This is a genomic window from Ensifer sp. ENS10 (genome assembly GCF_014852025.1).
In the GTDB taxonomy this organism is placed as follows: Bacteria; Pseudomonadota; Alphaproteobacteria; order Rhizobiales; family Rhizobiaceae; genus Ensifer.
The window spans coordinates 692,678-716,139 of sequence record NZ_JACVAS010000002.1; the positions used below are offsets into that span (position 1 = coordinate 692,678).

Genomic DNA, 23,462 nt, shown 5'->3' on the forward strand with positions numbered 1-23,462 from the left:
ATTTCATCAGCGACCGGCAACCAGAATTGTCACTGTAACAAGTCCGGCCGCGACTAAACTTTGACGATACATGATGCTTTCGCGCGCAACCGCCTCCGCTATTCTAGCCGCATGAAGGTTCTGATTCTCGGCGCCACCGGCTTCATCGGCTCGACCCTACTCGATCGTCTTGTCAGCGACGGACACATGGTAACCGGCCTCGGCCGCCATGTCGCGAGCGCGCGGCTGAAACGGCCGCAGGCGCAATGGTTCACGGCCGACCTCGCCGACATGCGCGCTGCCAGCAACTGGCGAGGGTTGGTCGAGGCCCATGACGTCATCGTCAACTGCGCCGGCGCGTTGCAGGATGGTTTGGCCGATGATGTCGGTGCGACCCAGGAGACGGCGATGCTGGCGCTTTATGCGGCTGCGAAGGCATCGCCGGTGCGGATCGTCCAGATCTCCGCACCCCAGATCTCAGCGTCATTGGGCGCCGCCGGCAGCGACAGCGCCTTCCTCGCCACCAAGTTCCGTGCCGACACGGCGCTCGCGGCAAGCGGCATCGCGCATGTCATCCTTCGCCCGGCGCTGGTGCTTGGCCGCAACGCCCATGGCGGTTCGGCCCTGCTGCGTGCCCTTGCCGCCCTGCCCTTCGCCATCCCGCTCGTGCATGTGGGGTCACGCGTCGAAACGGTCGCCATGAGCGATGTTGCGGAGGCCGTCAGCGCGGCTGTTGCCGGGCTGATGCCCGAGGGAAGCGATCTCGTGCTTGGCGACGAGACACCGCCGACGCTTGGCGAACTCGTGGCACTGCACCGTGAGTGGCTTGGCCTGCCCGCCGCCAGAACCGTCTCGTTGCCCGCAGCACTTGCAGCACCCGTCGGTTTCCTTGCCGATATCGCCGGCAGGCTTGGCTGGCGTTCGCCGCTGCGCTCGACCGCGCTTTCGGTGATGGCCGGCGGCGTTTCTGCCGCGGGTTGGCCCCGAGCCCCTGGCCCGTTCCTGTCCGCCCGCCAGAGTCTTTCAGCCAATCCATCGGGCGTTCAGGATCTCTGGTTCGCCCGGCTCTACCTGCTGAAGCCGCTGATGGTCGTCGGGCTTTCGCTCTTCTGGCTGCTGTCCGGACTGATACCGCTTTTTGCCTTCGACGCTGCTCGGCAGCATTTCCTGCGGTTTCTCACCGATGGCCCGGCCACGGCGATGACGCTTGCAACCTGCCTTGCCGATATCGCCCTTGGCATTTCCGTCCTCGTCCGCCCCTTGGCGAAGCGTGCGCTGCTGGGCATGCTCGCGCTGACTTTCGGTTATCTCGCCACAGCAAGCCTCGTCGAACCCGCACTCTGGGCCGAACCGCTCGGACCGCTCGTCAAGGTCCTGCCTTCGATCCTCGCCACACTTGCGACGCTTGCCATTCTGGATGAACGCTGATGCTGCTCGAAGATGTACTGCGCCTTGCCCATGTGATCGGCGCCGCCGTGCTCTTCGGCACCGGCGCAGGCATCGCCTTCTTCATGCTGATGGCCCGGCGCACCCGCGATGCACGATTGATCGCCCATGTCGCCGGAACGGTGGTCATCGCCGATACGGTCTTCACCGCCACGGCCGTGCTGACACAGCCAATCACCGGCTATCTGCTGGCGACGAGCATCGGCTGGTCGCTGACGGAAGGCTGGATCGTGTTGTCGCTGATCCTCTATGTGGTCACCGGTCTCTTCTGGCTCCCGGTCGTCTGGATCCAGTTGCGGCTGCGCGATCTTGCCCGTCTTGCAACGGCAAACGGTGCGTCGCTGCCACAGGAATTCGACCGGCTCTACGCCATCTGGTTTGCCTGCGGTTTCCCGGCCTTCCTGGCCGTGACCGGCATCTTCTGGCTGATGCTCACCAAGCCGCAATTCGCACTATTTTAGCATCGGCCAGAGGCTGACGACGAGCAGTACCGCCATGGTGATGTTGAACCACTTGAGCCGCGACGGCTCCGACAGCCATTGGCGGAGCGCCGAGCCGAAGCCTGCCCAGGTGGAAACGCTCGGCACATTGACCAGCGCGAAGACCAGACCGACGACCAGCACGCTGAAGAGGTAGCTGTCGCTGCTGGTATAGGTCGCCATCGCCGAGACCGCCATGACCCAGGCCTTGGGGTTGACCCATTGGAAGGCGGCAGCAGAAAGGAAGGTCATCGGCTTGGCGCCGGCCTTGCCTTCGCCGAGCGAACGCGAGGTGCCGATCTTCCAGGCGATCCAGACGAGATAGGCGCCGCCTGCGAATTTCAACGCCGTGTAGAGCAGCGGCACGGAGTGGAGCAGCGCGCCGAGACCGAAGCCGACGGCGATCAAGAGCAGGAAGAAGCCGGCACCGATGCCCAGCATATGCGGAACGGTACGCACGAAGCCGAAGTTCACGCCCGATGCGAACAGCATCATGTTGTTCGGTCCCGGCGTGATCGATGTGGTGAACGCAAACAAAAACAACGCCAGAAGCGTATCGGCCTGCATGGTTTCCTCCGGCTCAATTGGGTCAACATAATTGACCTATTGACCGGCACCAGTCGCGAACTTGTCACCATGACAAATTGACGACGGCCATCTCATCGACCTTTACGCGAAATTAGCCGGCCGCAGCGCGATACTGCTTTGCCCGACGGCGTGGGCTCGAAAGCGCGATGCTTTGCGCTAGATTGCCGATCGGACAGAACAACCGCCCGTCCAACACATACGCCTGCGAGGAGAGCCCGATGCATGATCCGATCCCGACAACCACGCTACCCGATGGCCGCCGCGTGCCCGTGCTCGGGCAAGGCACCTGGCGCATGGGCGACGCGCCGTCGCGCAAGAACGATGAAGTGAAGAGCCTGCAGCTTGGCCTCGATCTCGGCATGACGCTGATCGACACCGCGGAGATGTACGGCAATGGCGCCTCGGAGCGGGTCGTTGGCGAAGCGGTCAGCGGCCGGCGCGACGAAGCCTTCATCGTCAGTAAGGTGCTGCCATCGAATGCCAGTCGGATCGGCACCGAAGCCGCATGCGAACGCAGCCTGAAGCATCTCGGTATCGACCATATCGACCTCTATCTCCTGCACTGGCGCGGCGGCTATCCGCTCGCCGAAACCGTCGCCGCCTTCGAGGCGCTGAAAAAGGCCGGCAAGATCGGCGCCTGGGGTGTGTCGAATTTCGACGTCGACGACATGGAGGAATTGCTTGCGGTGCCGGACGGAAAGAACGTCGCAGTCAACCAGGTGCTCTACAACCTCTCACGCCGCGGCATCGAATTCGACCTTTTGCCCTGGTGTCAAAAGCGTGGCATCGCGATCATGGCCTATTCGCCGCTCGACGAAGGCCGGCTGCTCCGCCATCCGGATCTCATCCACATCGCCAAGGCGCATCAGGCGACGCCATCGCAGATCGCGCTTGCCTTCCTCAAAACCCGTCCCGGCGTGATCTCGATCCCCAAGACCGGTTCGGCGGACCGCGCCCGAGAAAACCTCGACGCGATGGACATTCACCTGACGGCGGAAGACCTCGGCGACCTCGACCGCGCCTTCCCGCCGCCGAAGCGCAAGCGATCATTGGAGATGATCTAAACCAGCCGCCAGCTTAAGCATTACCGCAGCAACGCGCGCAGGACCGGACAGGCCTTTCTCTGGCCGGTCAGTCCTTCCGGACTTGCAACGATGCGTCTGAGACCGGCGCGTCGTCGCGTATTGGACGGCAGCTTGATCGCCGAAGCCAGCCCCAGGCGCGAAAGCAGGCGGATGAACCACCAGCCCAGATCGATCTGCCCGTCCTCGATCCCGAGCCTGGCGGATTCCGGAAAGGCGTGGTGGTTGCCGTGATAGGCTTCACCGAAGGTCACCAGACCGAAACGCGGCAGGTTGTAGCCCTGCACCGCGACGCCATCGACGCGCCACCCCTGCTCGCCGCCGCGATGGGCGAAGTGACCGACCAGCCAATGACCGGTGAGCGAGACGGAAACACGGACCGCCACGCCCCAGATCACCCAGGAAATGCCACCGAAGACGAAAAGCACCAGCGCCAGCGGCGCCTGCTGCAGCATCCATGTCACTTCAAGGAAGCGATAGAACCGATCCTGCGCGACACGGTCTTCAATGATAAATCGCGGCGGATGATCGAGCGCGACCACGCAATGCATCTGCCAGAAGGCGTCCTGAAGGAAAGGTCGGCGGTGCGCGAAGAGATCGTGGCAGGCCTGCTGGCGCTGCGCCCAATCGCGAATGTCATGGGCGTAGATCATGCCGAACGGCCCGGCCATGCCGACAAGCACACCGAAGGTGACGAGGATGCGCTCGAGCCAGAGCGGCGCCTCAAAAGAGCGATGGATCAGTAGCCGGTGCATGCCAACCGAATGGCCGAGGCAGATCGTAAGGGCCGTCAGAACGATGAAGATCACAAGGGCGTCCACCGAAAACGTCATTGGCGCACCGATAACGGCCACGAGCGTCATTCCGGAGATCCAGAGCGACTTGCCCGGAACCCAGACGACCCGGCCGTTCACCGGTTCGCTATCGCGCAGCGCTATCATTCTGCCAGTCGACACGACATCCATGGCACCCTCCACGACAAAACCCTGACCAGTTTTTCAGGCAACACTGAAGGACCCGATTGAAAACAACCGGCGCAGAAGTTATTTAGGAAATAAACTAATTACATATTTACCCGCGAATAGGTATTTAGGCAATATCCTAATTACCTATTGATCGACCTGCCGGCGACAAAGGAGATTTTGTGAACGACGACACGCTCAACCCTGATGCAGGCGGATCGGCGCAACGGGTGTTCAACGCACTATCGTCGCTGCATCGGCGCAAGATTCTGGCCTATCTCTCAGCCTCCAGCCTGACGGCGGGCGAGATCGCCGAGCGCTTCAACATGAGCAAGCCCTCGGTGTCGCAACATCTGACCGTGCTGGAGAACGCCGGCTTGATTGCCAAGGAAAAGCGCGGCCAGTTCGTTCACTACACCATTGTGACCAACAATCTGATCAACACGCTGAACGGCTTTGCCCAGGAGGTCTGCCCGGTCAGCCGTCCTCTCAAGCGGGAGAGCGAAGCCAAGGCGAAGTCAAAGTAGGACAGCCCTCATCCGGCCTGACGGCCACCTTCTCCCCGCCTGCGGGGAGAAGGAAATCGCCGCGCCCGCTCGCCCCAACAAAACCGTTGGCGTCCTGCTCGTCCCTGAAAGAACTCCGGGCGGTCAGCGCACAACCGCGTCCCCTCTCCCCGCCTGCGGGGAGAGGGCTAGGGTGAGGGGCTGTCAGGGGGCGGCAGCCCGCGTAACCCACGCTGGAAATCATAGTCCCTACGGGCCGCGGTTCATGGCGGCGATGCCGTTGCGGCAGACTTGGGTCAGCCGGAGCGACTCCCGATCTCCACCACCACCTTGCCCTTGGCGTGGCCGGATTCCAGATAGGCAAAGGCTTGCGCTACATCCTTGAGCGGAAACACGCGGTCGATGACGGGCCTGATCGCCTTGGTCTCGATGAGATCGGCAAGTTCGGCAAGCTCGGCACCATCAGGATGCATGAAAAGGTAGCGGTAGGCGACGCCATGTTTCCTGGCGACGGCGCGGATCCGGTAGGATGCAAGCCAGAAAAGCGCCCTCAGGAACAGGCCACGGCCGAGGTCCTTTCGCGCGGTTTCAGGCTCGGGCATGCCGGCGATGGAAACCACTTTGCCGCCGCGCTTGACCACGCCGAACGACTTCATGAGCGTTTCGCCGCCAACCAGATCGAAGGCGCCGTCCATGTCGCGCAACTGCTCCTCGAACCGTTCTGTCGTGTAGTCGATCACCACGTGCGCGCCGAGCTCTTCGACAAGCGCACGGCCACGCGTCGACGCCGTGGTCGTCACCTCCGCCCCCAGCCATTTCGCCAGCTGGATCGCGAAGGTGCCGACGCCGCCGGCGCCGCCGGGTATGAAGATCCGGCTGCCTTGGCTCACATGAAGCTCGTCGCGCAGCGCCTGTAAGGCCGTGAGGCCGGCAAGCGGCACGCCGGCTGCCGTGTTGAAATCGATCGATGCGGGCATCTTTGCCAGAAACTGTTCAGGCACGACCGCATACTCGGCCAAGCCGCCCATGGCCTCCTTGGGCATACGCGCAAAGACACGATCTCCCGGCGTGAAGGACGTGACGTCTTCTCCCAGCGCCTCGACGACGCCGGCAAGTTCGTTGCCCATGACGGTTGGCAGCGAGTAGCGCTGGACGACCTTGAGCATGCCTTCCCGCGTCTTGTAGTCGACGGGATTGAGACCTGCGGCGTGCACCCGCACGAGCACCTCGCCGCGCGCGGCTCGCGGACGCGGCACGTCACGCAGCTCGGCAGCATCAGGGCCGCCGTATCGTGTGAGTACCAATGCCTGCATCGTGGAGCTCATCCGGCACCTGATATCTTCGGATTTCCTGTCCGGGATTAGTCGGCGAGAAATGCCGGCGAAGTCAACAGAGTGGCGTCCGGCAGGTTCCATCGAGGTTCAGCCTGCCCCTCATCCGGCCTGCCGGCCACCTTCTCCCCGCCTGCGGGGAGAAGGACACGCGTGGCGACCGTCGGGCACAAGCGCACCACGTCGATTGTAGAGACGCTGGTTTTTTGGAAAGTCTGGAAGGGAGAGGCACGAACGGCGCCAGTCCCCTCTCCCCGCCTGCGGGGAGAGGGCTAGGGTGAGGGGCATTCCCAGCCCAAGAGCGTGAGCGCAAATCCAGCTTGAGGGCAGCGACGGGCGCCAAGATCGCATGAGCGGCCCCTCGCCCGCGCAAAAATCACATGCCCTGCGGGCCGCGGTTCATCGCCGCAATACCCGTGCGGCAGACTTCGATGAGGCCGAGTGGCTTCATGATGGCGATGAATTGCTCGATCTTCGACGGCTTGCCGGTGATCTCGAAGACGAAGTGATCGATGTTGGCGTCGATGACCGAGGCGCGGAAGGCGTCGGCCAGCCGCAGCGCCTCGACGCGGTGGTCGCCCGAGCCATGCACCTTGACGAGCGCCAGTTCCCGCTCGATCGGCCGGTCGTGGCCGAGGCTTGCGGCGCGGACCGTCAGGTCGACGACGCGGTGGACCGGCACCAGCCGCTCGAGCTGGTTCTTGATCTGGTCGAGCACATGCGGCGTGCCGCGCGTCACGATGGTGATGCGCGACAGGTGCGCCTCGTGTTCCGTTTCCGAAACCGTGAGGCTTTCGATGTTGTAGCCGCGGCCGGAGAACAGGCCGATGACGCGGGCAAGGACGCCCGGCTCGTTGTCGACGAGAACCGAAAGCGTGTGGGTTTCGGCGACCTCGGTCTCCTTGGCGATGAAGTAGGCGGAGCCGGTCGGTTGAAGGTGTGCGTTCATGTCAGTTGGTTCCTCTACCTATCTCAGACGAGCTGACGGCCCTTGGCGTCGATCGCGTTGGCGACCGCTTCGTCCGTGGCTTCGTCGGGCAACAGCATCTCGTTATGAGCCTTACCCGAGGGGATCATCGGGAAGCAGTTGGCGAGATTGGCAACGCGGCAATCGAAGATGACGGGCGCCGGCGTGTCGATCATGCGGCGGATCGCATCGTCGAGTTCGCCGGGCTTGTCGCAACGGATGCCGACGCCGCCATAGGCTTCCGCCAGCTTGACGAAATCAGGCATCGCCTCGGTGTAGGAGTGCGACAGGCGGTTGCCGTGCAAGAGCTGCTGCCACTGGCGAACCATGCCCATGTACTGGTTGTTGAGGATGAAGATCTTGACCGGCAGGCCGTACTGGACCGCGCAGGACATTTCCTGGATGCACATCTGGATCGAGGCGTCGCCGGCGATATCGACGACGAGGCTGTTCGGATGCGCGACCTGGACGCCGATGGCGGCCGGGAAGCCGTAGCCCATGGTGCCGAGACCGCCCGAGGTCATCCAGCGGTTCGGCTGCTCGAAGCCGAAGAACTGCGCTGCCCACATCTGGTGCTGGCCGACTTCCGTGGTGATGTAGGTGTCGCGGCCCTTGCTCAGCTCATAGAGTCGCTGGATCGCATATTGCGGCATGATGACGTCGTCGTTCGGCGCATAGGCGAGCGAGTTGCGGGCGCGCCACTTGGTGATCATCTCCCACCAGTCGGAAAGCCGCGCCTTGTCGGCGCTCTTGGACGCGGCGCGCCACAGGCGAACCATGTCTTCCAGAACCGTGCCGACATCGCCGAGGATCGGCACGTCGACGCGCACGTTCTTGTTGATCGACGACGGGTCGATGTCGATGTGGATCTTCTTGGAGTTCGGCGAGAACGCGTTGAGGCGGCCGGTGATGCGGTCGTCGAAGCGGGCGCCGATGCAGATCATGACGTCGCAGTCATGCATCGCCATGTTGGCTTCGTAGGTGCCATGCATGCCGAGCATGCCGAGCCAGGCCTTGCCGGAGGCCGGATAGGCGCCGAGGCCCATCAGCGTCGAGGTGATCGGGAAGCCCGTCAATTCGACCAGCTCGCGCAGGAGATGCGAGGCTTCCGGACCGGAATTGATGACGCCGCCGCCGGAATAGATGATCGGCTGGCGCGCATTGCGCATCAGTTCGACCGCTTCCTCGATCTTCTTCAGATCGCCCTGCTTCTTCGGCTGGTAGCTTTTCTGGGTCGGAACGGCTGATGGAGGCGTGTAGGTGCCGGTCGCAAACTGGATGTCCTTCGGGATATCGACGACGACGGGACCCGGGCGGCCGGACTGGGCAACGCGGAAAGCCTCATGGATGATGCGGGCGAGATCGTTGACGTCCTTGACCAGCCAGTTGTGCTTGGTGCACGGCCGGGTGATGCCGACGGTGTCGCATTCCTGAAAGGCGTCGGAACCGATCAGCGAGGTCGGAACCTGGCCGGAGATGCAGACGAGCGGGATGGAATCCATCAGCGCGTCCTGCAGCGGCGTCACCGCATTGGTGGCGCCGGGACCGGAGGTGACCAGCATGACACCGACCTTGCCGGTCGAGCGGGCATAGCCTTCGGCCATGTGGCCGGCGCCCTGCTCGTGGCGAACGAGGATGTGCTGGATATCGTCCTGCTGGTGGATCTCGTCGTAGATCGGAAGCACGGCGCCGCCCGGATAGCCGAAGATATGCTCGACGCCGTTGTCTCTCAGTGCCTGGAGAACGATCTCCGCGCCTGTCATCTGGTTTTCTGTACCGCTCATTGACTTGCTTCCGTCCCTTTTCCCAGTTGGGTGCTTAGCTTGTTTGAAGGCATAAAAAAAGGCCCCGTCAGGAGCCTCGTTCAGCGCATGGGTGGCTACCGCCGGATGGTTACACCATCCTGCCCATGCGCCGTCCCACCACAAGAATAACCGCGAAATTTTTCATGGGCCGAGTTGATAACCACAAAAGCCCAAGGCGTCAACGGCTTTTAGTTACACGATCGGGCTTCCGCGCGGAACATTGTTGCGCAAGCAGGGGCGCCCGACCCGTGGCCGGTTGAGAAAACCGGGCGGCAAGGTGCCGAAGCGGCTCATTCCGGCACCAGATCATGTCAGCCTGTCGCGTGCCGATCAGAACGCCGGCGCAGCGGCCCTGCAATCGCGTCGACACTATTTGATTAACCTGCTAGTATCCGTGACTTCCGATTGCAAGCGTACGTTTCGGCGCGAGGTATCCATCTCAAGCGCGCGAGGTGGATCTCCGTGCGATCATTTGTCTGCCATTGATCGCCACCCTCGGAGCGCTCGCTGCCGGGAGGCGACCTCATGTAAGCCAAGTGCGGCATAGAGGGAGAACAATCAGATGGTGAAGCTTGTGCAGAAAGCGGTGGTGCGTTCCACCGCGACGGTGTCGGCTGCGGTATTGGCATTAATCGTTGGCATGGGAACACCTTCAGGCGCGAAGGCCGGGGATGCTGAGGCCAAGAGCCTGCTCAAGGCCATGTCCGACTATTTGGCGGCGCAGAAGACCATATCTTTTGGTTATGATACTAATCTCGAGGTTGTTACCAAGGATCACCAGAAGCTCCAACTGGCGAGTTCTGGAACGATCGATCTCACCCGGCCCGACAAGATTCGTGCGACGCGCACTGGCGGCTTCGCCAATGTCGAGATGATCTTCGACGGCAAGACTCTCACGGTTGTCGGCAAGGACGCCAATCTCTATACCGAGGTCGAGAAGACCGGCACGCTGGACCAGCTCGTCGACGAGTTGCGGGAAAAGCTCCAGAAGCCCATGCCTGGCGCCGATTTGCTTCTGTCGAATGTCTACGATGTGCTGATGACCGACGTTGTTGACGTAAAGGACCTCGGCAGCGGCGTAATCGGCGGCACCGAATGCGATCATCTGGCATTTCGCACCAAGGAGATCGATTGGCAGATCTGGATCGCTCAGGGCGAGCGCCCCTATCCCTGCCGGTATGTCATCACCAGCAATCAGCTTGACCAGGCACCGCAATACAGCGTCCAGACCAGGGACTGGAAGACCGGCAGTGAGGTTGCTGCGGACGATTTCGGCTTCAAGAACGAGACCAACGCAAAGAAGGTCGATCCGAAGGAACTCACCGATATTGATGAACTGCCCGGCCATCTGGCCATAGGAGGCGGCCAATGACCGTGTCAAAGAAATTGAGAATTTTGCTGCTCGCCGGCATCGTCGGCTTTCCAGGACTGCAAGCTGCAGAGCGCATTCCAGCATTGAGTTCGTACAGTTTCGTCTCGACAGCCGAGGCCAGGGTCGGGCGTCCGCTTACGCCGGTCAGCGTGGCCGGAGTGGCGCGGCGCACCGTGCGCCGCTGCGCAGTTGGCGTCTACTACTGCTAAATCGCAGCCGAGAAGCTCAATGCGCTCCTATGGTCGGGTGATCAAGACGTGCAGCTACTGCATGTTTCCTTTAATCGTAGCCGGTTAAAGGACAAAAACATGCAGTAGGCTCCCACTTCAGGCGGTAGCGGCGAGCGCCGGGTAGTCGACGTAGCCCTTCCCGGTGCCGCCGAAATAGGTCATGCGGTCGGCGTCGTTCATCGGCGCCTCGGCTTTCAGCCGGTGAACGAAATCCGGATTGGCCAGCACCATCTGGCCATAAGCCTCCAGATCGGCGAGCCCGGATGCGAGATCGGAACCGATCGCGTCGCGTCCGCGGCCGGGCCTGTTCAGGATCAAGGGCTGCGTCCAGAGCTTGCGGATCGAGGCGAGCAATGGCTCGTCGCCCGCATGCATGATGTGCAGATAGGCAAGGCCCAGCCTGTCGAGTTCGGCAACCAGATAACGATAAAGATCAGGCCCTTCGGCGCCCTCGTCGATGCCCCACATCGCAAGGCCGGGAGAAAGCCGGATGGCGGTGCGGTCCGCGCCGATCTCCTCGGCGATGGCCGCGGCTACCTCGATCGCAAACCGCGCCCGGTTCTCGATTGATCCGCCATATTCGTCGGTGCGGATGTTGGCGCTCGGCGCCAGGAACTGATGGACCAGATAGGCGTTCGCGCCATGGATTTCGACGCCATCGGCACCGGCCTCGATCGCGCGACGGGCCGCATGGCGGAAGTCGGCGACGGTCCGGCGCACTTCCTCTGACGTCAGCGCCCGCGGCGTCGGGATGTCCTGCATGCCCGTTGCCGTGAACATGCCACTCCCCGGCGCAATCGCCGAGGGCGCTACGCCCTGGCGGTGATGCGGCGTGTTGTCCGGATGCGACATGCGCCCGGCATGCATGAGCTGGACGAAAATATGACCGCCCCTCTCGTGCACGGCAGCAGTGATCTTCTTCCAGCCGGCGACATGCGCATCGGTGTAGATGCCGGGTGTCGTGAGATAGCCCTGGCCGTCGTCAGAAGGCTGGGTGCCTTCGGTCACGATCAGGCCGACGCTGGCGCGCTGGGCGTAATATTCCGCGGCGAGTGCGCCGGGCGTACCGTCATATTCGGCGCGGCTGCGGGTCATCGGCGCCATGGCCAACCGGTTGGCAAGCGTGTAGCGACCGATGCGGACACGGTTGAATAGCAGGCTCATCAGGATCTCCTTCGAGGCTTGTCCTTAAGTTGGAGTCCTTGTCCACTATTCCGTTTCCGGGATAAATATAGCCATACTGAATTTACTATTCCACTGATGGAGCAAAGATGACCCATTTGAACGACATGGCACTGTTCGTCGAAGTCGCGAAAGCCAGAAGCTTTCGCAAAGCCGCCGAAATCGTCGGCATGCCCAACTCCACCCTGTCGCGGCGGATCAGCGAATTGGAGAAGGCGATCGGGCTGCGGCTGCTTCACCGCACGACGCGAAAGATCGAACTCACCGAAGCGGGCCAGCTCTATTTCGAGCGCAGCAAACGCATCGTCGACGAAGCGCGCCTCGCCCACGAGCAGCTCGGCGCGATGCTGGAGCAGCCGAGCGGCCTCCTGCGCGTGTCGATGCCGGTCGATTTCGCAACCATCTACATGACGCCGCTGATCGCGGAATTCGCCCGGCGCTATCCCGGCATCACCTTCGATTTCGACCTGACACCACGGCGCGTCGATCTGGTGGCGGAGCCCTTCGACGTGGTGATCCGTGCCGGCGAACTGCAGGATTCGCGCCTGATTGCACGGCTGCTCGGCCGCCACGCACGCTATCTCTACGCTTCCCCTGCCTATCTGGCGGCGTCTGGGGAGCCGCAGGATCCGGCGGATCTGGCCCGTCACGACTGCATCTCTATGCCGAGGGCAACGGACTGGACGCTGCATGATGGCCGCAACAACAAGATCGAGGTATCGGTCGGCGGCCGCTTCACGGTCAACAATGTCGGCATGATGAGCGCGCTTGCCGTCAACGGCCAGGGCATCGCCTTGCTGGCCGAGCGCATTGCCGGCGACGATTTCGCCGAGGGCCGGTTGAAGCGTGTGCTGCCCGCCTGGGAAGGCACCTCCGTCGCAATCCACGCCATCACCGAAACACGGCTGCTGCCGGCCAAGACCCAACGCTTCATCGAGTTTCTGCAGGAACAGATGGGACGCAGGTAGAGTAAGTCGCGCAGAAGTACGCAGCGGTTTTGCGAAACGACATTCGAAAAAAATCGAAAAAACGCAAGGAGCGAATCTGAAAGATCGCAACGCGCTTTGACCGCGAACGCCTTCATCTTCCGGCCCTAGTGAGAACACGCTAAAATATAGACAGCATGCGGAGAGCAGGATGGCAAACGGGCGCGTCGAGCGGCGACTTGCGGTCATCATGGCCACCGACATTGTCGGCTACTCCCGTCTAACGGAGGCCGACGAAATTCGCACGCTCGGCACTATGAAGCGGCTGCAGACGTCCATCCTTGCTCCCAGCATCGCCGCCTGCGGCGGGCGGATCGTCAAGCTGATGGGTGACGGCACGCTGGTCGTCTTCGACTCCGCCGTCAACGCGGTGGATTGCGCCCTATCGCTGCAGGAGGCGCTCGCTTCCGATCAGCTGGAGCAGCCTCCCGACGACCGCATCCTCGTCAGGATCGGCATCAATCTCGCCGACGTCGTCATTGAAGGAGACGATCTCCTTGGCGACGGCGTCAACGTCGCCGCGCGCCTGCAGGCCTCGGCGTCCCCCGGTGGCATATGCATCGCCGATGTCGTCCATCGGCAACTCAGCGCCAAGAACCGATCGGCCTTCCTCGACGGCGGCGAGATCGCGCTGAAGAACATCACGCGCCCCATCCGCGTCTGGCACTGGACGGACGCACCGACAATGGGACCGGCGGCCTCGCAAGCCTGCGCGCACACGTCGATCGCGGTCCTGCCATTCGAGAACCTCGGCGGCGCGACGGAGCAGACCTTCTTCAGCGACGGCGTCAGCGAGGACGTCATCGGCGGGCTCGCGCGGTTCCGCTCGCTTTCCGTCACATCAGCCAGTTCATCCTTCAGCTTCCGCGATCGAAGTGTCGATAGAAGGGAGATCGGCCGCCGGCTCGGCGTCACCTACCTCGTCGAGGGCAGCGTCCGCCGCGCCGGCGAGCGGATCCGCGTCACCGCGCAGCTGGTCGAGGCAGCGAGCGGCGCGCACCTCTGGTCGGAGCATTACGACCGAAGCCTGACGGATATTTTCGCGGTGCAGGATGAGGTGACCCGGACGATCGTCTCCACCCTCGTCGGGCAGATCGAGAGCGCCGGCATGCGGCAGGCGCTCCGCAAGCCCCCGACGAGCCTTGCGGCCTATGAATTCTACCTGCGTGGGCTCGCGCATATTCGCGGCTACGAGCCGGAAGACAACCGGCAGGCATGCGCCATGTTCCAGGCGGCGGTCGACCGCGACCCGCATTTTGCCTTGGCTTACGCCCATCTGGCACTCGCGACCACCGCCGCGCAAGGCTACGCCAATGCCCCGCAGGACGTTCTCGACTGTGCCCTGGCCATGGCGCGCAAGGCGGTCTCGCTCGACGAGACCGAAGGCGGTTGCCAGCGGCTGCTGGCGCTCATTCACGTCAATCGCCGCGAATTCGAGTTGGCCGAGCGGCACTATCGGCGCGCCTATCTGCTGAACCCCAATGATGCCAGTACGCTGGTGCAGATGGGAGGCCTCTTTGCGCGACGCGGCAAGCTTGATGAAGCAATGGAGTGGATCAACGAAGGCTTCCGGCTGAACCCATTTCCGCCGCCCTGGTATAGCGCTGCACTCGGCAACGCCCTTTATATCCTCGGCCGCTATGAAGAGGCGGCCGCGGCGCTCAAGGAGTTGCCCAATCCCGGCCCCTTCACGCTCGCGCGCCTTGTCGCCTGCCATGCGCAGGCCGGCAGCAGCGCCGCCGCCGAGGAGACGAAGGCCCGCCTTCTGCAGGTGCGCCCGGACTTCTCCACGGAAGACTTCATCCGGCGCGGCCTCCTGCTTGAGCTGGACGAACACCGCGACCTGTTCCGCCAGGGCCTGCTGAAGGCAGGACTGCCGGCGTGACGCAATCGGCTGGCCCGATCATGGATCCGTTTCACACCGGAATTGGTTTCAGAACCGCGAAAAGCCCGTGAGCGGCGGCATGATGAAACCGCGCCCATCACCGATGAACGGCGCAAGCCCCTTGGCCACCGCCTCGCTCGGATTGCCGTAAACTTCGAGCCGCTCCACCGTGCAATGGGCAGACACATCCTGGATATGCGCGTCCGACATCTGCCAGTGCCGGAGCACGTCCTGCGAATTACGATAGAGCTGTATGCTCACCGCCTGCATCGCCTTCTCGTCGATGAAGGTCTGCACCATCAGCTGCGGCGCGTGCCTTTCGACGAATGCGATTGCGCCCAGCACCGCCTCGCGGAACGGATCGAGATGGCCGGGGGCGATCCTCATCAGGTTTCGAAAAAGCAATTGCTCGGTCATGCCCGTCCTCCATGTCGCTTGTCGTTTGGCTCCCCGGGCCGGGCTGGAACCGGGAATGACGCTCCGACGCGTTGTCATGGAAGGGTTTGTAGAAGCTCAACTATAGTTGAGGTCAAGCCTGATAAAACGACAAAGTTTTAGGGGCGAACGCTGTTCGTGCACCCCGCATTAACACTTGCCGTGGAAGATTCGCATTGCTGCATGATGCAGCTTCAAACCAAGGGCAATGATATGCTTGACCTCCCTGTGTTGATGCCGCTCGTCATCAGCTTTGCTGCGATCTACCTGTTCTTCCGCTGGGTCGTATTCGACATGAACTCCCCCAAATAGCCGGCAGCCGCGCGCCACCTCGATCCCCGCCATCCCGCCCGAAGATCCCTTGATATCGTCGACCAGACGGAAGCCGCGTCTCACGGCTGTTGTGGTGGCAGCAGGAACAGGGTCATGCCGAAGATCACGTAGACCGTCAGCGCCAGCACGCCCATGTACCAGGCAGAACGGCCGGCATTCGACAGCAGCGTCGCCGCCATCGTCGCGACCAGCATCATCACGATGGCCCCCGGCCAGAACTGCAGGTCCATCGGCTGCGGCCCGAGCACATAGCTCAAGAGCACCAGCAGCGGCGCGACAAAGAGAGCGATCTGCACCGCGCTGCCGAGCGCGATGCCGACGCTCAGGTCGAGCCGGTCCTTGCGCGCTGCGGAAAAGGCGGTCGCCATCTCGGCGGCGGCCCCGACCAGCGCCACGACGACGAAGCCGACGAAGGCCGGCGTCATGCCAAGCTCTTCCGCCGCCACCTGCACCGAGCCGACGAAAACCTCGCTGACGAGCGCCACCAGCACGGTCACCGCCAGAAGCACGCCGATACCGGTCGCCAGCGGCCAATGCGCCTCCTCTCCGCCATGCCCGGAGCCGGCGGAGATGAAAAGTTCGCGATGGGTCCTGAGCGAAAACAGCATCCAGAGCCCGTAGACGACGATCAGGACAACAGACAGGCCGGCGCTCAATTGCTGGGTGAAGGGCGTCTGCGGCTGTCCGTCGGCTGCGCCGATGAGCGACGGCACGAGAACCGCGACCGTCGCCATGAACAGAAGGCTCGCCAGGAAGCGCGCATTCACCCGGTTGAACTCCTGCAGGTGATAGCGCAGTCCGCCGAAGAGGAACGAGCCTCCGAGCATGAAGAGCGTATTGGTGACGATGGCGCCGGCGATCGAGGCCTTGACCAGCAGGTATTGACCGGCGGCGAGCGCCATCAGCGCGATGACGAGTTCCGTCAGGTTGCCGAGCGTCGCGTTGAGCAACGCGCCGATCGTATCGCCGGTTCGTGCCGCGACGGACTCCGTCGCCTGGCTGAGCAGGGCCGCAAGCGGCACGATGGCAGCCACCGAAAGGAGGAACAGCAAAGTGTGTGCCCCCGGCCAGATGTGCTCGCCCGCGATCGCCAGGGGGACGAAAACGAGAAGCCAGAGAATGGGTGTCCGGCGCACGTAATCAAATGCACTGCCCATGGCCGCCTCCCCACGCCAACCGGCAAGCCTAACCGGATGCCATGTCCGGCTGGATGCTGTTGGTCAGGGCATAGGATTATTCCGCTTCAGGCAAAGGCGCATTGACTTTTATCAAGTCGCACGCGCCACGGCCCTACCGTCGACCCGCCGCGCCACGAGATCGCCGAGCAGGCGCTGCCGACCGTGCTGATCGGCGCCGCCTCGGCCGGCATCCTGCGCCACCTCCTGGGCTGAGCGTCGGGCAAATCCGCGAAACCACTTGTTAAATCCCCCCGGCTAACATGAGCGACCGTGATGCCGGGGTTTTTGCGTTGCTGAACAATGATCTTCATTCCTCAATCCGCGCGGGAGAGCAGGATCGCCGTGACGGCCTGAAGCCCGGCAACCGGTTCCTGGGGCGTGTCGTCGCGTGCAGCGGCGCGCGCGCCACGATCGCTGCCGTCGCCGAAAACGGCGAAACGTCGCTGACCGAACTCTGGTCGGTCGGGCGACTGATCTCGATCTCCGTCGGCAGAAACCGCGTCGTGGCGCTGGTCTATTCCATGCAGACCGCCTCGGCCGAATGGGGCGAGGAAGCCAACAACACCTTCCGCATCGAAGTCGAACTGATGGGCGAGGTCCACAAGGGGGCCGATGGGCGCGAGGCGTTTTCCGCCGGCATCAGCCAATATCCCTATCTCGGCGCCATCGTGCACCGCATTCGCGCGGCCGACCTTGCCCGCATCTACGATTCCGGCCGCAACGACAGCTGCATCATCGGCAAGCTCACTCAGGATGAGAGCCTCGACGCGACGATCCACGTTCCCTCGATGCTCGCCAAGCACTTCGCCATCGTCGGCACGACCGGTGTCGGCAAATCGACCGCAGTCACGCTGCTGCTCAACAAGGCGATCGCCTCGGATCCGAAGCTGCGCGTGCTGATCCTCGACCCGCACAACGAGTTCGCCGCCGCCTTCCCGGAGCTTGCGGTCGTCATCGACACCGACACGCTCGACCTGCCCTTCTGGTTCTTCCGCCTCGAGGAATTCGCCGAGGTGATCTTCCGCGGCCGCCCGGCGCCGCCGGACGAGCTCGACATGCTGCGCGACATCATTCCCGAAGCGAAGAAGGCTTTCCGGGGTGGCGAATCCGGCCTCATGCGGCGCCAGACGGAGAAAAGCTCGATCACCGCGGATACGCCGGTGCCCTACCGTATCGCAGACCTCTTGGCGCTGATCGACGAACGCATCGGCCGGCTTGAGGGGCGCAACGACAAGCCGCATCTGCGCTCGCTGAAGGTCAAGATCGTCTCGGCGATCAACGATCCGCGCTACCATTTCATGTTCTCCTCGAACACCATCACCGACACGATCCAGGACACGATCGCCAAGATCTTCCGCATTCCCGGCGATGGAAAGCCGATCGCCACCTTCGAACTTGCCGGCATTCCCTCGGAAGTCGTCAATTCCGTCGCTTCGGTGCTCTGCCGCATGGCTTTCGAAATCGGCCTGTGGAGCAATGGCGGCATTCACATGCTTGTCGTCTGCGAAGAGGCGCACCGCTACGTGCCGGCCGATCCCTCGCTCGGGTTCCTGCCGACCCGCCAGGCGATTGCCCGCATCGCCAAGGAGGGCCGCAAATACGGCGTCTCGCTCGGCGTCATCACCCAGCGCCCCGGCGAGCTCGACCCGACGATCCTTTCCCAGTGCTCGACGGTCTTTGCCATGCGGCTTGCCAACGACCGCGACCAGGAGATCATCCGTTCGGCCATCCCGAACTCCTCGACCTCGACCACCAGCTTCATCTCCTCGATCGGCAACGGCGAAGCGATCGCCTTCGGCGAGGCCGTCGCGGTGCCGATGCGCATGCGTTTCAACCGGATAGCCGAAGAGCGCCTGCCGCGCGCCCACGGCATCGTCGACCGGATCGACGAAGACGCACCGCCAACCGTCGACCTGCGCTCGATCGTCAGCCGCATGCGGGCGATCAACGGGCCGGATATTTCCGGCTTCCAGCAGAGCTACATCGCGGCGACGACCGGCAGCGAAGAGCAGCGCTGGGACAGCGAACTCGGAGCCACATCCGCAAGCGAGGCGGAGCATGGCTTCGCCGACGAGGCCCTCTCTGCCGAGCCCTACCGCCCGGACATGCTTCCACGCAGCACCATTTCCCCCAATCCCGAGCTGGAGCGTTTCAACCAGATCCGCCAACAGCTTCTGAACGAAAAGCCCGCGGCCGAGCAGCCCGCGCCTCGCTTCGGGGCACCGCCGCCGACGGCACACGATTCGCCGCCGACCGCGGGCGATCGACCGCGCGAAGGGTCGCTCCGGGAAAGCCTGCTAAAGCGGCCGCTCGGCAGCATCATCCGCAAGACCTAGCGCAAATTCCCGTCGCTCCTTGCGCGACCCCTGGCCTTGCCAGGGAAATTGGGCCTCCGATAGAATACGGATCATGATTGTCTCGTGATCCGGGCGCTCATCCAAAGGTGCGGTCGCAAGGCTTCTGGAATGCCAAGGAACCTTTGCAGCGCCCCGTCGTTGGTCTGCGCAATCCTGTAGCGCGAACAGACAGCGGATCTTCAAGCACTCAACGAAAACGAAGTCAGGAGGCCGCCATGGTCGCAAGCGTAACCCCTTTCTTGATGTTCCAGGATGGCGTCGCGGAGGCAGCCATGGCCTTCTACATCTCGCTGTTCCCGAATGCCGAGGTGCTGGAGATCGAGCACTATGGCCCGGGCGAGCAGGGTCCTGAAGGCAGCATCAAGGTCGCGCTGTTCCGGCTCGGCGCACAGAGGGTCAAGTGCATCGACAGCCCGGTCAAACACGCCTTCGATTTTACCCCCTCCTTCTCCTTCTTCGTCGAATGCCAGAGCGAGGACGAGATCATCACGCTCGCGACCATGCTGGCCGAGGACGGTGCCGTGCTGATGCCACTCGACAACTACGGTTTCAGCCAGCGCTTCAGTTGGGTCAACGACCGCTTCGGCGTTTCCTGGCAGCTGAATTTGGCGGCCTGAGCGCAACTCTGCCGAGCGAGACTGACGTGTCAGCCCCTCAAATCGGCATAGTCCCACGATGCCTCAAGCCGGAGACGGGCCTCTTTGACGACGTCGGCGTAGTCTGCCCGAAAAGGTGCGACCAGTTGCTTTTCCAGATCCGCAAGCAACCCGTGCAGCACAGCGCATTCAGCGGTGCTTTCGAAGCACTCCGCGGCCGGCGTGGGAGCATCATTCTCCTCGCACCAACGGGAAAGAAGGTCGAAAAATACGAGGGCTTCATCGGGAGAAAGGCGGATTTCCGCGCTGTCGGGAAGTGATTTCTGCTCGTTTTTCATGGTCGGGAGTTGGCCCCTCCGCTCGACAACACGGCCTCGGCGCGCTCGATCCGCCGCCAGCTCTCGTCGAGCTGATTGCGGAACCAGGTCATCTGGCGCTTGGCATATTGCCGCGTTGCCGCAGCACCCATCTCGATCACCTCGGCCTCGTCGAGTTCGCCCCTCAAGAGTGCCGCAATCTGGCTGACGCCGATCGCCTTCATGAGGGGCATTTCCGGCGGCAGGTCGAGCGAAAGCAGCGTCCGCACTTCGTCGATCGCGCCGCCCGAAAGCATCAACTCGAAACGGCGATTGATGCGGTCGTGCAGGAGCTTTCGCTCCGGCAGCACCACGTATTTCTCCGCCCGGTCCGGATCGACGATCATGGGGCCGTTCTGCTTTTGGAAGAAGCGGATCGGCTTGCCGGTCGCCTCCACCACTTCGAGCGCCCGGACGATCCGCTGGCCGTCGCCGACGTTCAAGGTCGCCGCCGTCTCCGGGTCCTTGGCCTCGAGCACGCGATGCAGGGCTTCGGGCCCTTCCGCCTTCAGCCGTTCGCGCAGCCGCTCGCGGATCGCGGCCGGGATTTCGGGCATGTCTGAGAGACCGCCGGTCAGCGCCTTGAAATAGAGCCCGGTGCCGCCGACGAAGACCGGCATCCGCACCTCCTGCTTGAGCCGCGCGACCAGCGCCTGCGCCTCACGCACCCAGGCGCCGGTGGAATAGGCTGCGGCGGCCGGCACATGGCCATAGAGACAGTGCTCCACGCCGCCCATATCCGCTTCGTCGGGCCGCGCCGTCAGCAATCGCAGCGTGTCATAGACCTGCATGCTGTCGGCATTGACGACCACGCCGCCGTGCCGGCGCGCCAGTTCGACCGCAAGCGCAGACTTGCCGCTGGCGGTCGGCCCGGTTATCAGGATCGCGTCGCTCTCGGTTTCAAGGTTATTGTCCATGGCTCTCGTTGCCACGCTTATCGCCAATCCGTCAAATCCTGTTCTGACGCCAGCACTCGCGGAAACCGCCGCCGATGCCGTCAAGGCGTCCGGCCTCTATTGGCTGGCCGATGGCGTCGCCTGCGATATCGCGCTCGCCGACGGCACCGACCCGGATGCGGCCGAAACCCTGCTGCGCGATGCAATCGGCGGCGCGCCGATCGATGTCGCCGTGCAGGACGCCGAGAGCCGCCGCAAGCGGCTTTTGATCGCCGACATGGATTCGACAATGATCGGCCAGGAATGTATCGACGAACTGGCCGCCGAAGTCGGCCTCAAGGACAAGGTGGCGGCCATCACCGCCCGCGCCATGAACGGCGAGATCGCCTTCGAGCCGGCGCTGATCGAGCGCGTCGCGCTTTTGAAGGGCCTGCCACTCAGCGTCGTCGACGAGGTGATCGCCAAACGCATCACTCTGACGCCGGGTGGACGCACCCTGATCGCGACGATGAAGAGCAAGGGGCATTACACCGCGCTCGTCTCCGGCGGCTTCACCGTCTTCACCGGACCGATCGCCGAGATGCTCGGCTTCGACGAGAACCGCGCCAACACGCTGATCGCCGAAGATGGCGTGCTGACCGGCGAGGTCGCCTCCCCCATCCTCGGCAAGCAGGCCAAGGTCGATGCCCTCATCGACATCGCCGGCCGCCTCGGCATCTCGACGGACGAAGCGCTTGCCGTCGGCGATGGTGCCAACGATCTCGGCATGATCCAGCTTGCCGGCACCGGCGTGGCGCTGCATGCCAAGCCCGTGGTCGCCGAACAGGCCAAGGTGCGCATCGACCACGGCGACCTGACCGCCCTTCTCTATCTCCAGGGCTATCGCAAGACGGATTTCGTCGGATGATCATCACCGAGACCGAGCGGCTGCGCATTCGGGCCTGGAAGGAAAGCGACCGCGATCTCTTCTTCGCCATCAACAGCGACCCCAAGGTCATGGAATTCTTCCCCTTCCGCCGCAACCGAGCGGAAGCCGACGCGCTCTTCGATCGTGTCGGTCGCGGCATCGCCGAGACCGGTCTGGGCTTCTTCGCGATAGCGCTGAAGGCCGACGACCGGCCGCTCGGCTTCTGCGGCCTCGCCTTGACCGACCTGGAGCCGCACCTGCCCAAGGGAACGGTCGAGATCGGCTGGCGACTGGCGCCGTCCTATTGGGGCAAGGGCTTTGTCACGGAAGCCGCCTGCGAGCTCCTGCGCTACGCCTTCGAGGAAAAGGGGCTCGACGAGGTCGTCTCCTTCGCGATCGCCGCCAACAGCCGCTCGACGGCGGTCATGCAACGGCTCGGCATGCACCGCGACGCCTCCCGCGACTTCGACCACCCCCGCGTCCCCGCCGACCAGCCGGCACTCGTGCGCCACGTGCTCTACGCCATCAGCGCCGCCGAGTGGCGGAAGCGGAACGCGAAGTAGCCAGGCCTTCTTTCGACAGGATTGCCCCTCACTATCCTGCCGGACAGAGAGGGGCCGATCACAACACTCTTGACTCTTGGCGCGCCTCACCTCTCCCGCCCGGCGCCCGGGTAGCTCCGCTCGATCCATTCAACAAACGCCTTCGCCGCATCCGACAGTGCATCGAAGCGCCGCGCCACGAGAAAGAACGCGCCATAGGGCACAGATACCTCGAAAGGCTGGATCAACCGCCCGGCGATCACATCATCGCGCGCATGGTCGCGGTCGATCAGCCCTGCGCCGCTGCCACGGAGCGTCGCCTGCAGCACCATCGAACCATCGGCAAAGATGGCGCCGCGCTCGAGCTTCACCGGCGCGGCACCGGCGGTCGTGAACCATTGTTCCCAGAGAAGCCGGTTGTCCTCATGCAGAAGCGCGTGCTGCAGCAGGTCGTCGGGGCGATCGAGCGGCTGCCCGGCGCCGGCGAGCGCCGGCGCGATCACCGGGATCATCTCGACTTTCGCGAGCGGTCGCGCCTCCACCCGCGGCCATGAAACGGCGGTCAAGCTGTGGCGGATGGCGATGTCGGCGTCGCCACTGCGAAACTCGGCGAGCCGGGATTCCGCATCGATCACCAGGTCGATCTCCGGGTGCGCCTCCTGAAACTCCTGCAGATGCGGCACCAGCCAGCACCCGGCAAAGGAAGGCTCGGCGCTGACCTTCAGCGTGTGCGAGAGCCGCCGCCCCGAAAGCATATCGAGGCTCTCTCCGACCATGTCGAATGCCGACGTCAGCACGCCAAGCAGCACGCGGCCATCGGCCGTCAGCCGGACGCTGCGATGATGACGCTCAAACAGCGGTCGGCCGATCAGATCCTCGAGCTCGCGCACCTGACGGCTGATCGCCGCCTGCGAAACGAAAAGCTCGGCGGCGGCCAGCGTGAAGCTCTCCAGCCGTCCCGCCGCCTCGAAACTCCGCAGCGCCGTCAGGGGCAATCGTCCGCGCTTCATGCATAACCTCAAGTTATCCTAAGCCGACAGTAAACTCGTTTGAGGGACAGGG

General features: G+C 63.4%; 24 protein-coding genes. 12 read left to right on the forward strand and 12 right to left on the reverse strand.

Features of this window, described 5'->3' with window-relative positions:
* Nucleotides 1-111: 111 nt before the first annotated feature.
* Complete coding sequence (locus tag IB265_RS10385; protein ID WP_057254397.1) at nt 112-1,407, forward strand: SDR family oxidoreductase; 1,296 nt, start codon at nt 112-114, stop codon at nt 1,405-1,407.
* A 2-nt stretch (nt 1,408-1,409) separates the two neighbouring features.
* Nucleotides 1,410-1,886 (forward strand): DUF2269 domain-containing protein, encoded by a 477-nt coding sequence (locus IB265_RS10390; RefSeq protein ID WP_057254395.1) that lies wholly within the window; start codon nt 1,410-1,412, stop codon nt 1,884-1,886.
* On the opposite strand, the gene IB265_RS10395 is transcribed toward IB265_RS10390, so the two are convergent.
* Nucleotides 1,878-2,471, reverse strand: coding sequence for a LysE family translocator (locus IB265_RS10395; RefSeq protein ID WP_057253616.1), 594 nt, complete (start codon nt 2,469-2,471; stop codon nt 1,878-1,880). The two genes, IB265_RS10390 and IB265_RS10395, sit on opposite strands and share 9 nt — an antisense overlap.
* A gap of 239 nt (nt 2,472-2,710) precedes the next feature.
* On the opposite strand from IB265_RS10395, the gene IB265_RS10400 reads away from it, so the two are divergent.
* Nucleotides 2,711-3,556, forward strand: coding sequence for an aldo/keto reductase (locus IB265_RS10400; protein ID WP_057253614.1), 846 nt, complete (start codon nt 2,711-2,713; stop codon nt 3,554-3,556).
* Between the two features lie 20 nt (nt 3,557-3,576).
* Here IB265_RS10400 and IB265_RS10405 read toward each other — a convergent pair whose 3' ends face one another.
* Entirely contained in the window at nt 3,577-4,539 is a 963-nt protein-coding gene (locus tag IB265_RS10405; RefSeq protein WP_057253611.1) for an acyl-CoA desaturase, read from the reverse strand.
* 179 nt (nt 4,540-4,718) lie between these two features.
* Here IB265_RS10405 and IB265_RS10410 point away from each other — a divergent pair, with 179 nt between their 5' ends.
* A complete protein-coding gene (locus tag IB265_RS10410) occupies nt 4,719-5,063 on the forward strand; it encodes a metalloregulator ArsR/SmtB family transcription factor (protein ID WP_057253609.1) in 345 nt (114 codons plus the stop codon).
* A gap of 275 nt (nt 5,064-5,338) precedes the next feature.
* Here IB265_RS10410 and IB265_RS10415 read toward each other — a convergent pair whose 3' ends face one another.
* The 3 genes from IB265_RS10415 to IB265_RS10425 form a co-directional block, all read right to left on the reverse strand.
* Nucleotides 5,339-6,355: an NADP-dependent oxidoreductase gene (locus IB265_RS10415; protein WP_057254393.1), complete on the reverse strand. Its 1,017-nt coding sequence runs from the start codon at nt 6,353-6,355 to the stop codon at nt 5,339-5,341.
* A 394-nt stretch (nt 6,356-6,749) separates the two neighbouring features.
* On the reverse strand, nt 6,750-7,322 hold the full coding sequence (gene ilvN, locus IB265_RS10420) for an acetolactate synthase small subunit (RefSeq protein ID WP_034792687.1): 573 nt from the start codon (nt 7,320-7,322) through the stop codon (nt 6,750-6,752).
* A 23-nt stretch (nt 7,323-7,345) separates the two neighbouring features.
* Complete coding sequence (locus IB265_RS10425) at nt 7,346-9,124, reverse strand: acetolactate synthase 3 large subunit (protein WP_110878477.1); 1,779 nt, start codon at nt 9,122-9,124, stop codon at nt 7,346-7,348.
* 583 nt (nt 9,125-9,707) lie between these two features.
* Here IB265_RS10425 and IB265_RS10430 point away from each other — a divergent pair.
* Together IB265_RS10430 and IB265_RS10435 are read left to right on the forward strand one after the other, a co-directional pair.
* The gene (locus tag IB265_RS10430) at nt 9,708-10,517 is read left to right on the forward strand and encodes a DUF2092 domain-containing protein (RefSeq protein WP_057253605.1); all 810 of its coding nucleotides are present in this window, start codon (nt 9,708-9,710) and stop codon (nt 10,515-10,517) included.
* Nucleotides 10,514-10,726: a hypothetical protein gene (locus IB265_RS10435; protein WP_082616034.1), complete on the forward strand. Its 213-nt coding sequence runs from the start codon at nt 10,514-10,516 to the stop codon at nt 10,724-10,726. Before IB265_RS10430 ends, IB265_RS10435 begins: the two co-directional genes overlap by 4 nt.
* Nucleotides 10,727-10,843: 117 nt before the next feature.
* Here the strand turns inward: IB265_RS10435 and IB265_RS10440 are convergent, their stop codons facing one another.
* On the reverse strand, nt 10,844-11,911 hold the full coding sequence (locus IB265_RS10440; protein WP_057253603.1) for an alkene reductase: 1,068 nt from the start codon (nt 11,909-11,911) through the stop codon (nt 10,844-10,846).
* A gap of 107 nt (nt 11,912-12,018) precedes the next feature.
* Between IB265_RS10440 and IB265_RS10445 the strand changes: the two genes are divergently transcribed.
* Both IB265_RS10445 and IB265_RS10450 read left to right on the forward strand, forming a co-directional pair.
* Complete coding sequence (locus IB265_RS10445; RefSeq protein WP_057253601.1) at nt 12,019-12,897, forward strand: LysR family transcriptional regulator; 879 nt, start codon at nt 12,019-12,021, stop codon at nt 12,895-12,897.
* Between the two features lie 169 nt (nt 12,898-13,066).
* A complete protein-coding gene (locus tag IB265_RS10450) occupies nt 13,067-14,800 on the forward strand; it encodes an adenylate/guanylate cyclase domain-containing protein (RefSeq protein WP_057253599.1) in 1,734 nt (577 codons plus the stop codon).
* 48 nt (nt 14,801-14,848) lie between these two features.
* Here IB265_RS10450 and IB265_RS10455 read toward each other — a convergent pair whose 3' ends face one another.
* The 3 genes from IB265_RS10455 to IB265_RS36485 form a co-directional block, all read right to left on the reverse strand.
* Nucleotides 14,849-15,217: a hypothetical protein gene (locus tag IB265_RS10455; protein WP_057253597.1), complete on the reverse strand. Its 369-nt coding sequence runs from the start codon at nt 15,215-15,217 to the stop codon at nt 14,849-14,851.
* A 410-nt stretch (nt 15,218-15,627) separates the two neighbouring features.
* Nucleotides 15,628-16,725: a calcium/proton exchanger gene (cax, locus tag IB265_RS10460; RefSeq protein ID WP_057253595.1), complete on the reverse strand. Its 1,098-nt coding sequence runs from the start codon at nt 16,723-16,725 to the stop codon at nt 15,628-15,630.
* Nucleotides 16,726-16,811: 86 nt separating this feature from the next.
* The gene (locus tag IB265_RS36485; RefSeq protein ID WP_210334489.1) at nt 16,812-17,057 is read right to left on the reverse strand and encodes a hypothetical protein; all 246 of its coding nucleotides are present in this window, start codon (nt 17,055-17,057) and stop codon (nt 16,812-16,814) included.
* On the opposite strand from IB265_RS36485, the gene IB265_RS10465 reads away from it, so the two are divergent.
* Entirely contained in the window at nt 17,007-19,082 is a 2,076-nt protein-coding gene (locus IB265_RS10465) for an ATP-binding protein (RefSeq protein ID WP_110878473.1), read from the forward strand. The two genes, IB265_RS36485 and IB265_RS10465, sit on opposite strands and share 51 nt — an antisense overlap.
* A 236-nt stretch (nt 19,083-19,318) precedes the next feature.
* The gene (locus tag IB265_RS10470; RefSeq protein WP_057253593.1) at nt 19,319-19,720 is read left to right on the forward strand and encodes a VOC family protein; all 402 of its coding nucleotides are present in this window, start codon (nt 19,319-19,321) and stop codon (nt 19,718-19,720) included.
* A gap of 29 nt (nt 19,721-19,749) precedes the next feature.
* On the opposite strand, the gene IB265_RS10475 is transcribed toward IB265_RS10470, so the two are convergent.
* Both IB265_RS10475 and miaA read right to left on the reverse strand, forming a co-directional pair.
* Complete coding sequence (locus IB265_RS10475; RefSeq protein ID WP_057253590.1) at nt 19,750-20,037, reverse strand: hypothetical protein; 288 nt, start codon at nt 20,035-20,037, stop codon at nt 19,750-19,752.
* Nucleotides 20,034-20,972, reverse strand: a complete 939-nt coding sequence (gene miaA / locus IB265_RS10480; RefSeq protein ID WP_057253588.1) for a tRNA (adenosine(37)-N6)-dimethylallyltransferase MiaA — start codon at nt 20,970-20,972, stop codon at nt 20,034-20,036. The genes IB265_RS10475 and miaA overlap by 4 nt, the downstream gene beginning before the upstream one ends.
* On the opposite strand from miaA, the gene serB reads away from it, so the two are divergent.
* On the forward strand, nt 20,971-21,858 hold the full coding sequence (serB, locus tag IB265_RS10485) for a phosphoserine phosphatase SerB (protein WP_057253586.1): 888 nt from the start codon (nt 20,971-20,973) through the stop codon (nt 21,856-21,858). The two genes, miaA and serB, sit on opposite strands and share 2 nt — an antisense overlap.
* Complete coding sequence (locus IB265_RS10490; protein ID WP_057253584.1) at nt 21,855-22,421, forward strand: GNAT family N-acetyltransferase; 567 nt, start codon at nt 21,855-21,857, stop codon at nt 22,419-22,421. Before serB ends, IB265_RS10490 begins: the two co-directional genes overlap by 4 nt.
* Nucleotides 22,422-22,507: 86 nt before the next feature.
* Here IB265_RS10490 and IB265_RS10495 read toward each other — a convergent pair whose 3' ends face one another.
* Complete coding sequence (locus IB265_RS10495) at nt 22,508-23,410, reverse strand: LysR substrate-binding domain-containing protein (RefSeq protein ID WP_057253582.1); 903 nt, start codon at nt 23,408-23,410, stop codon at nt 22,508-22,510.
* Nucleotides 23,411-23,462: the final 52 nt, after the last annotated feature.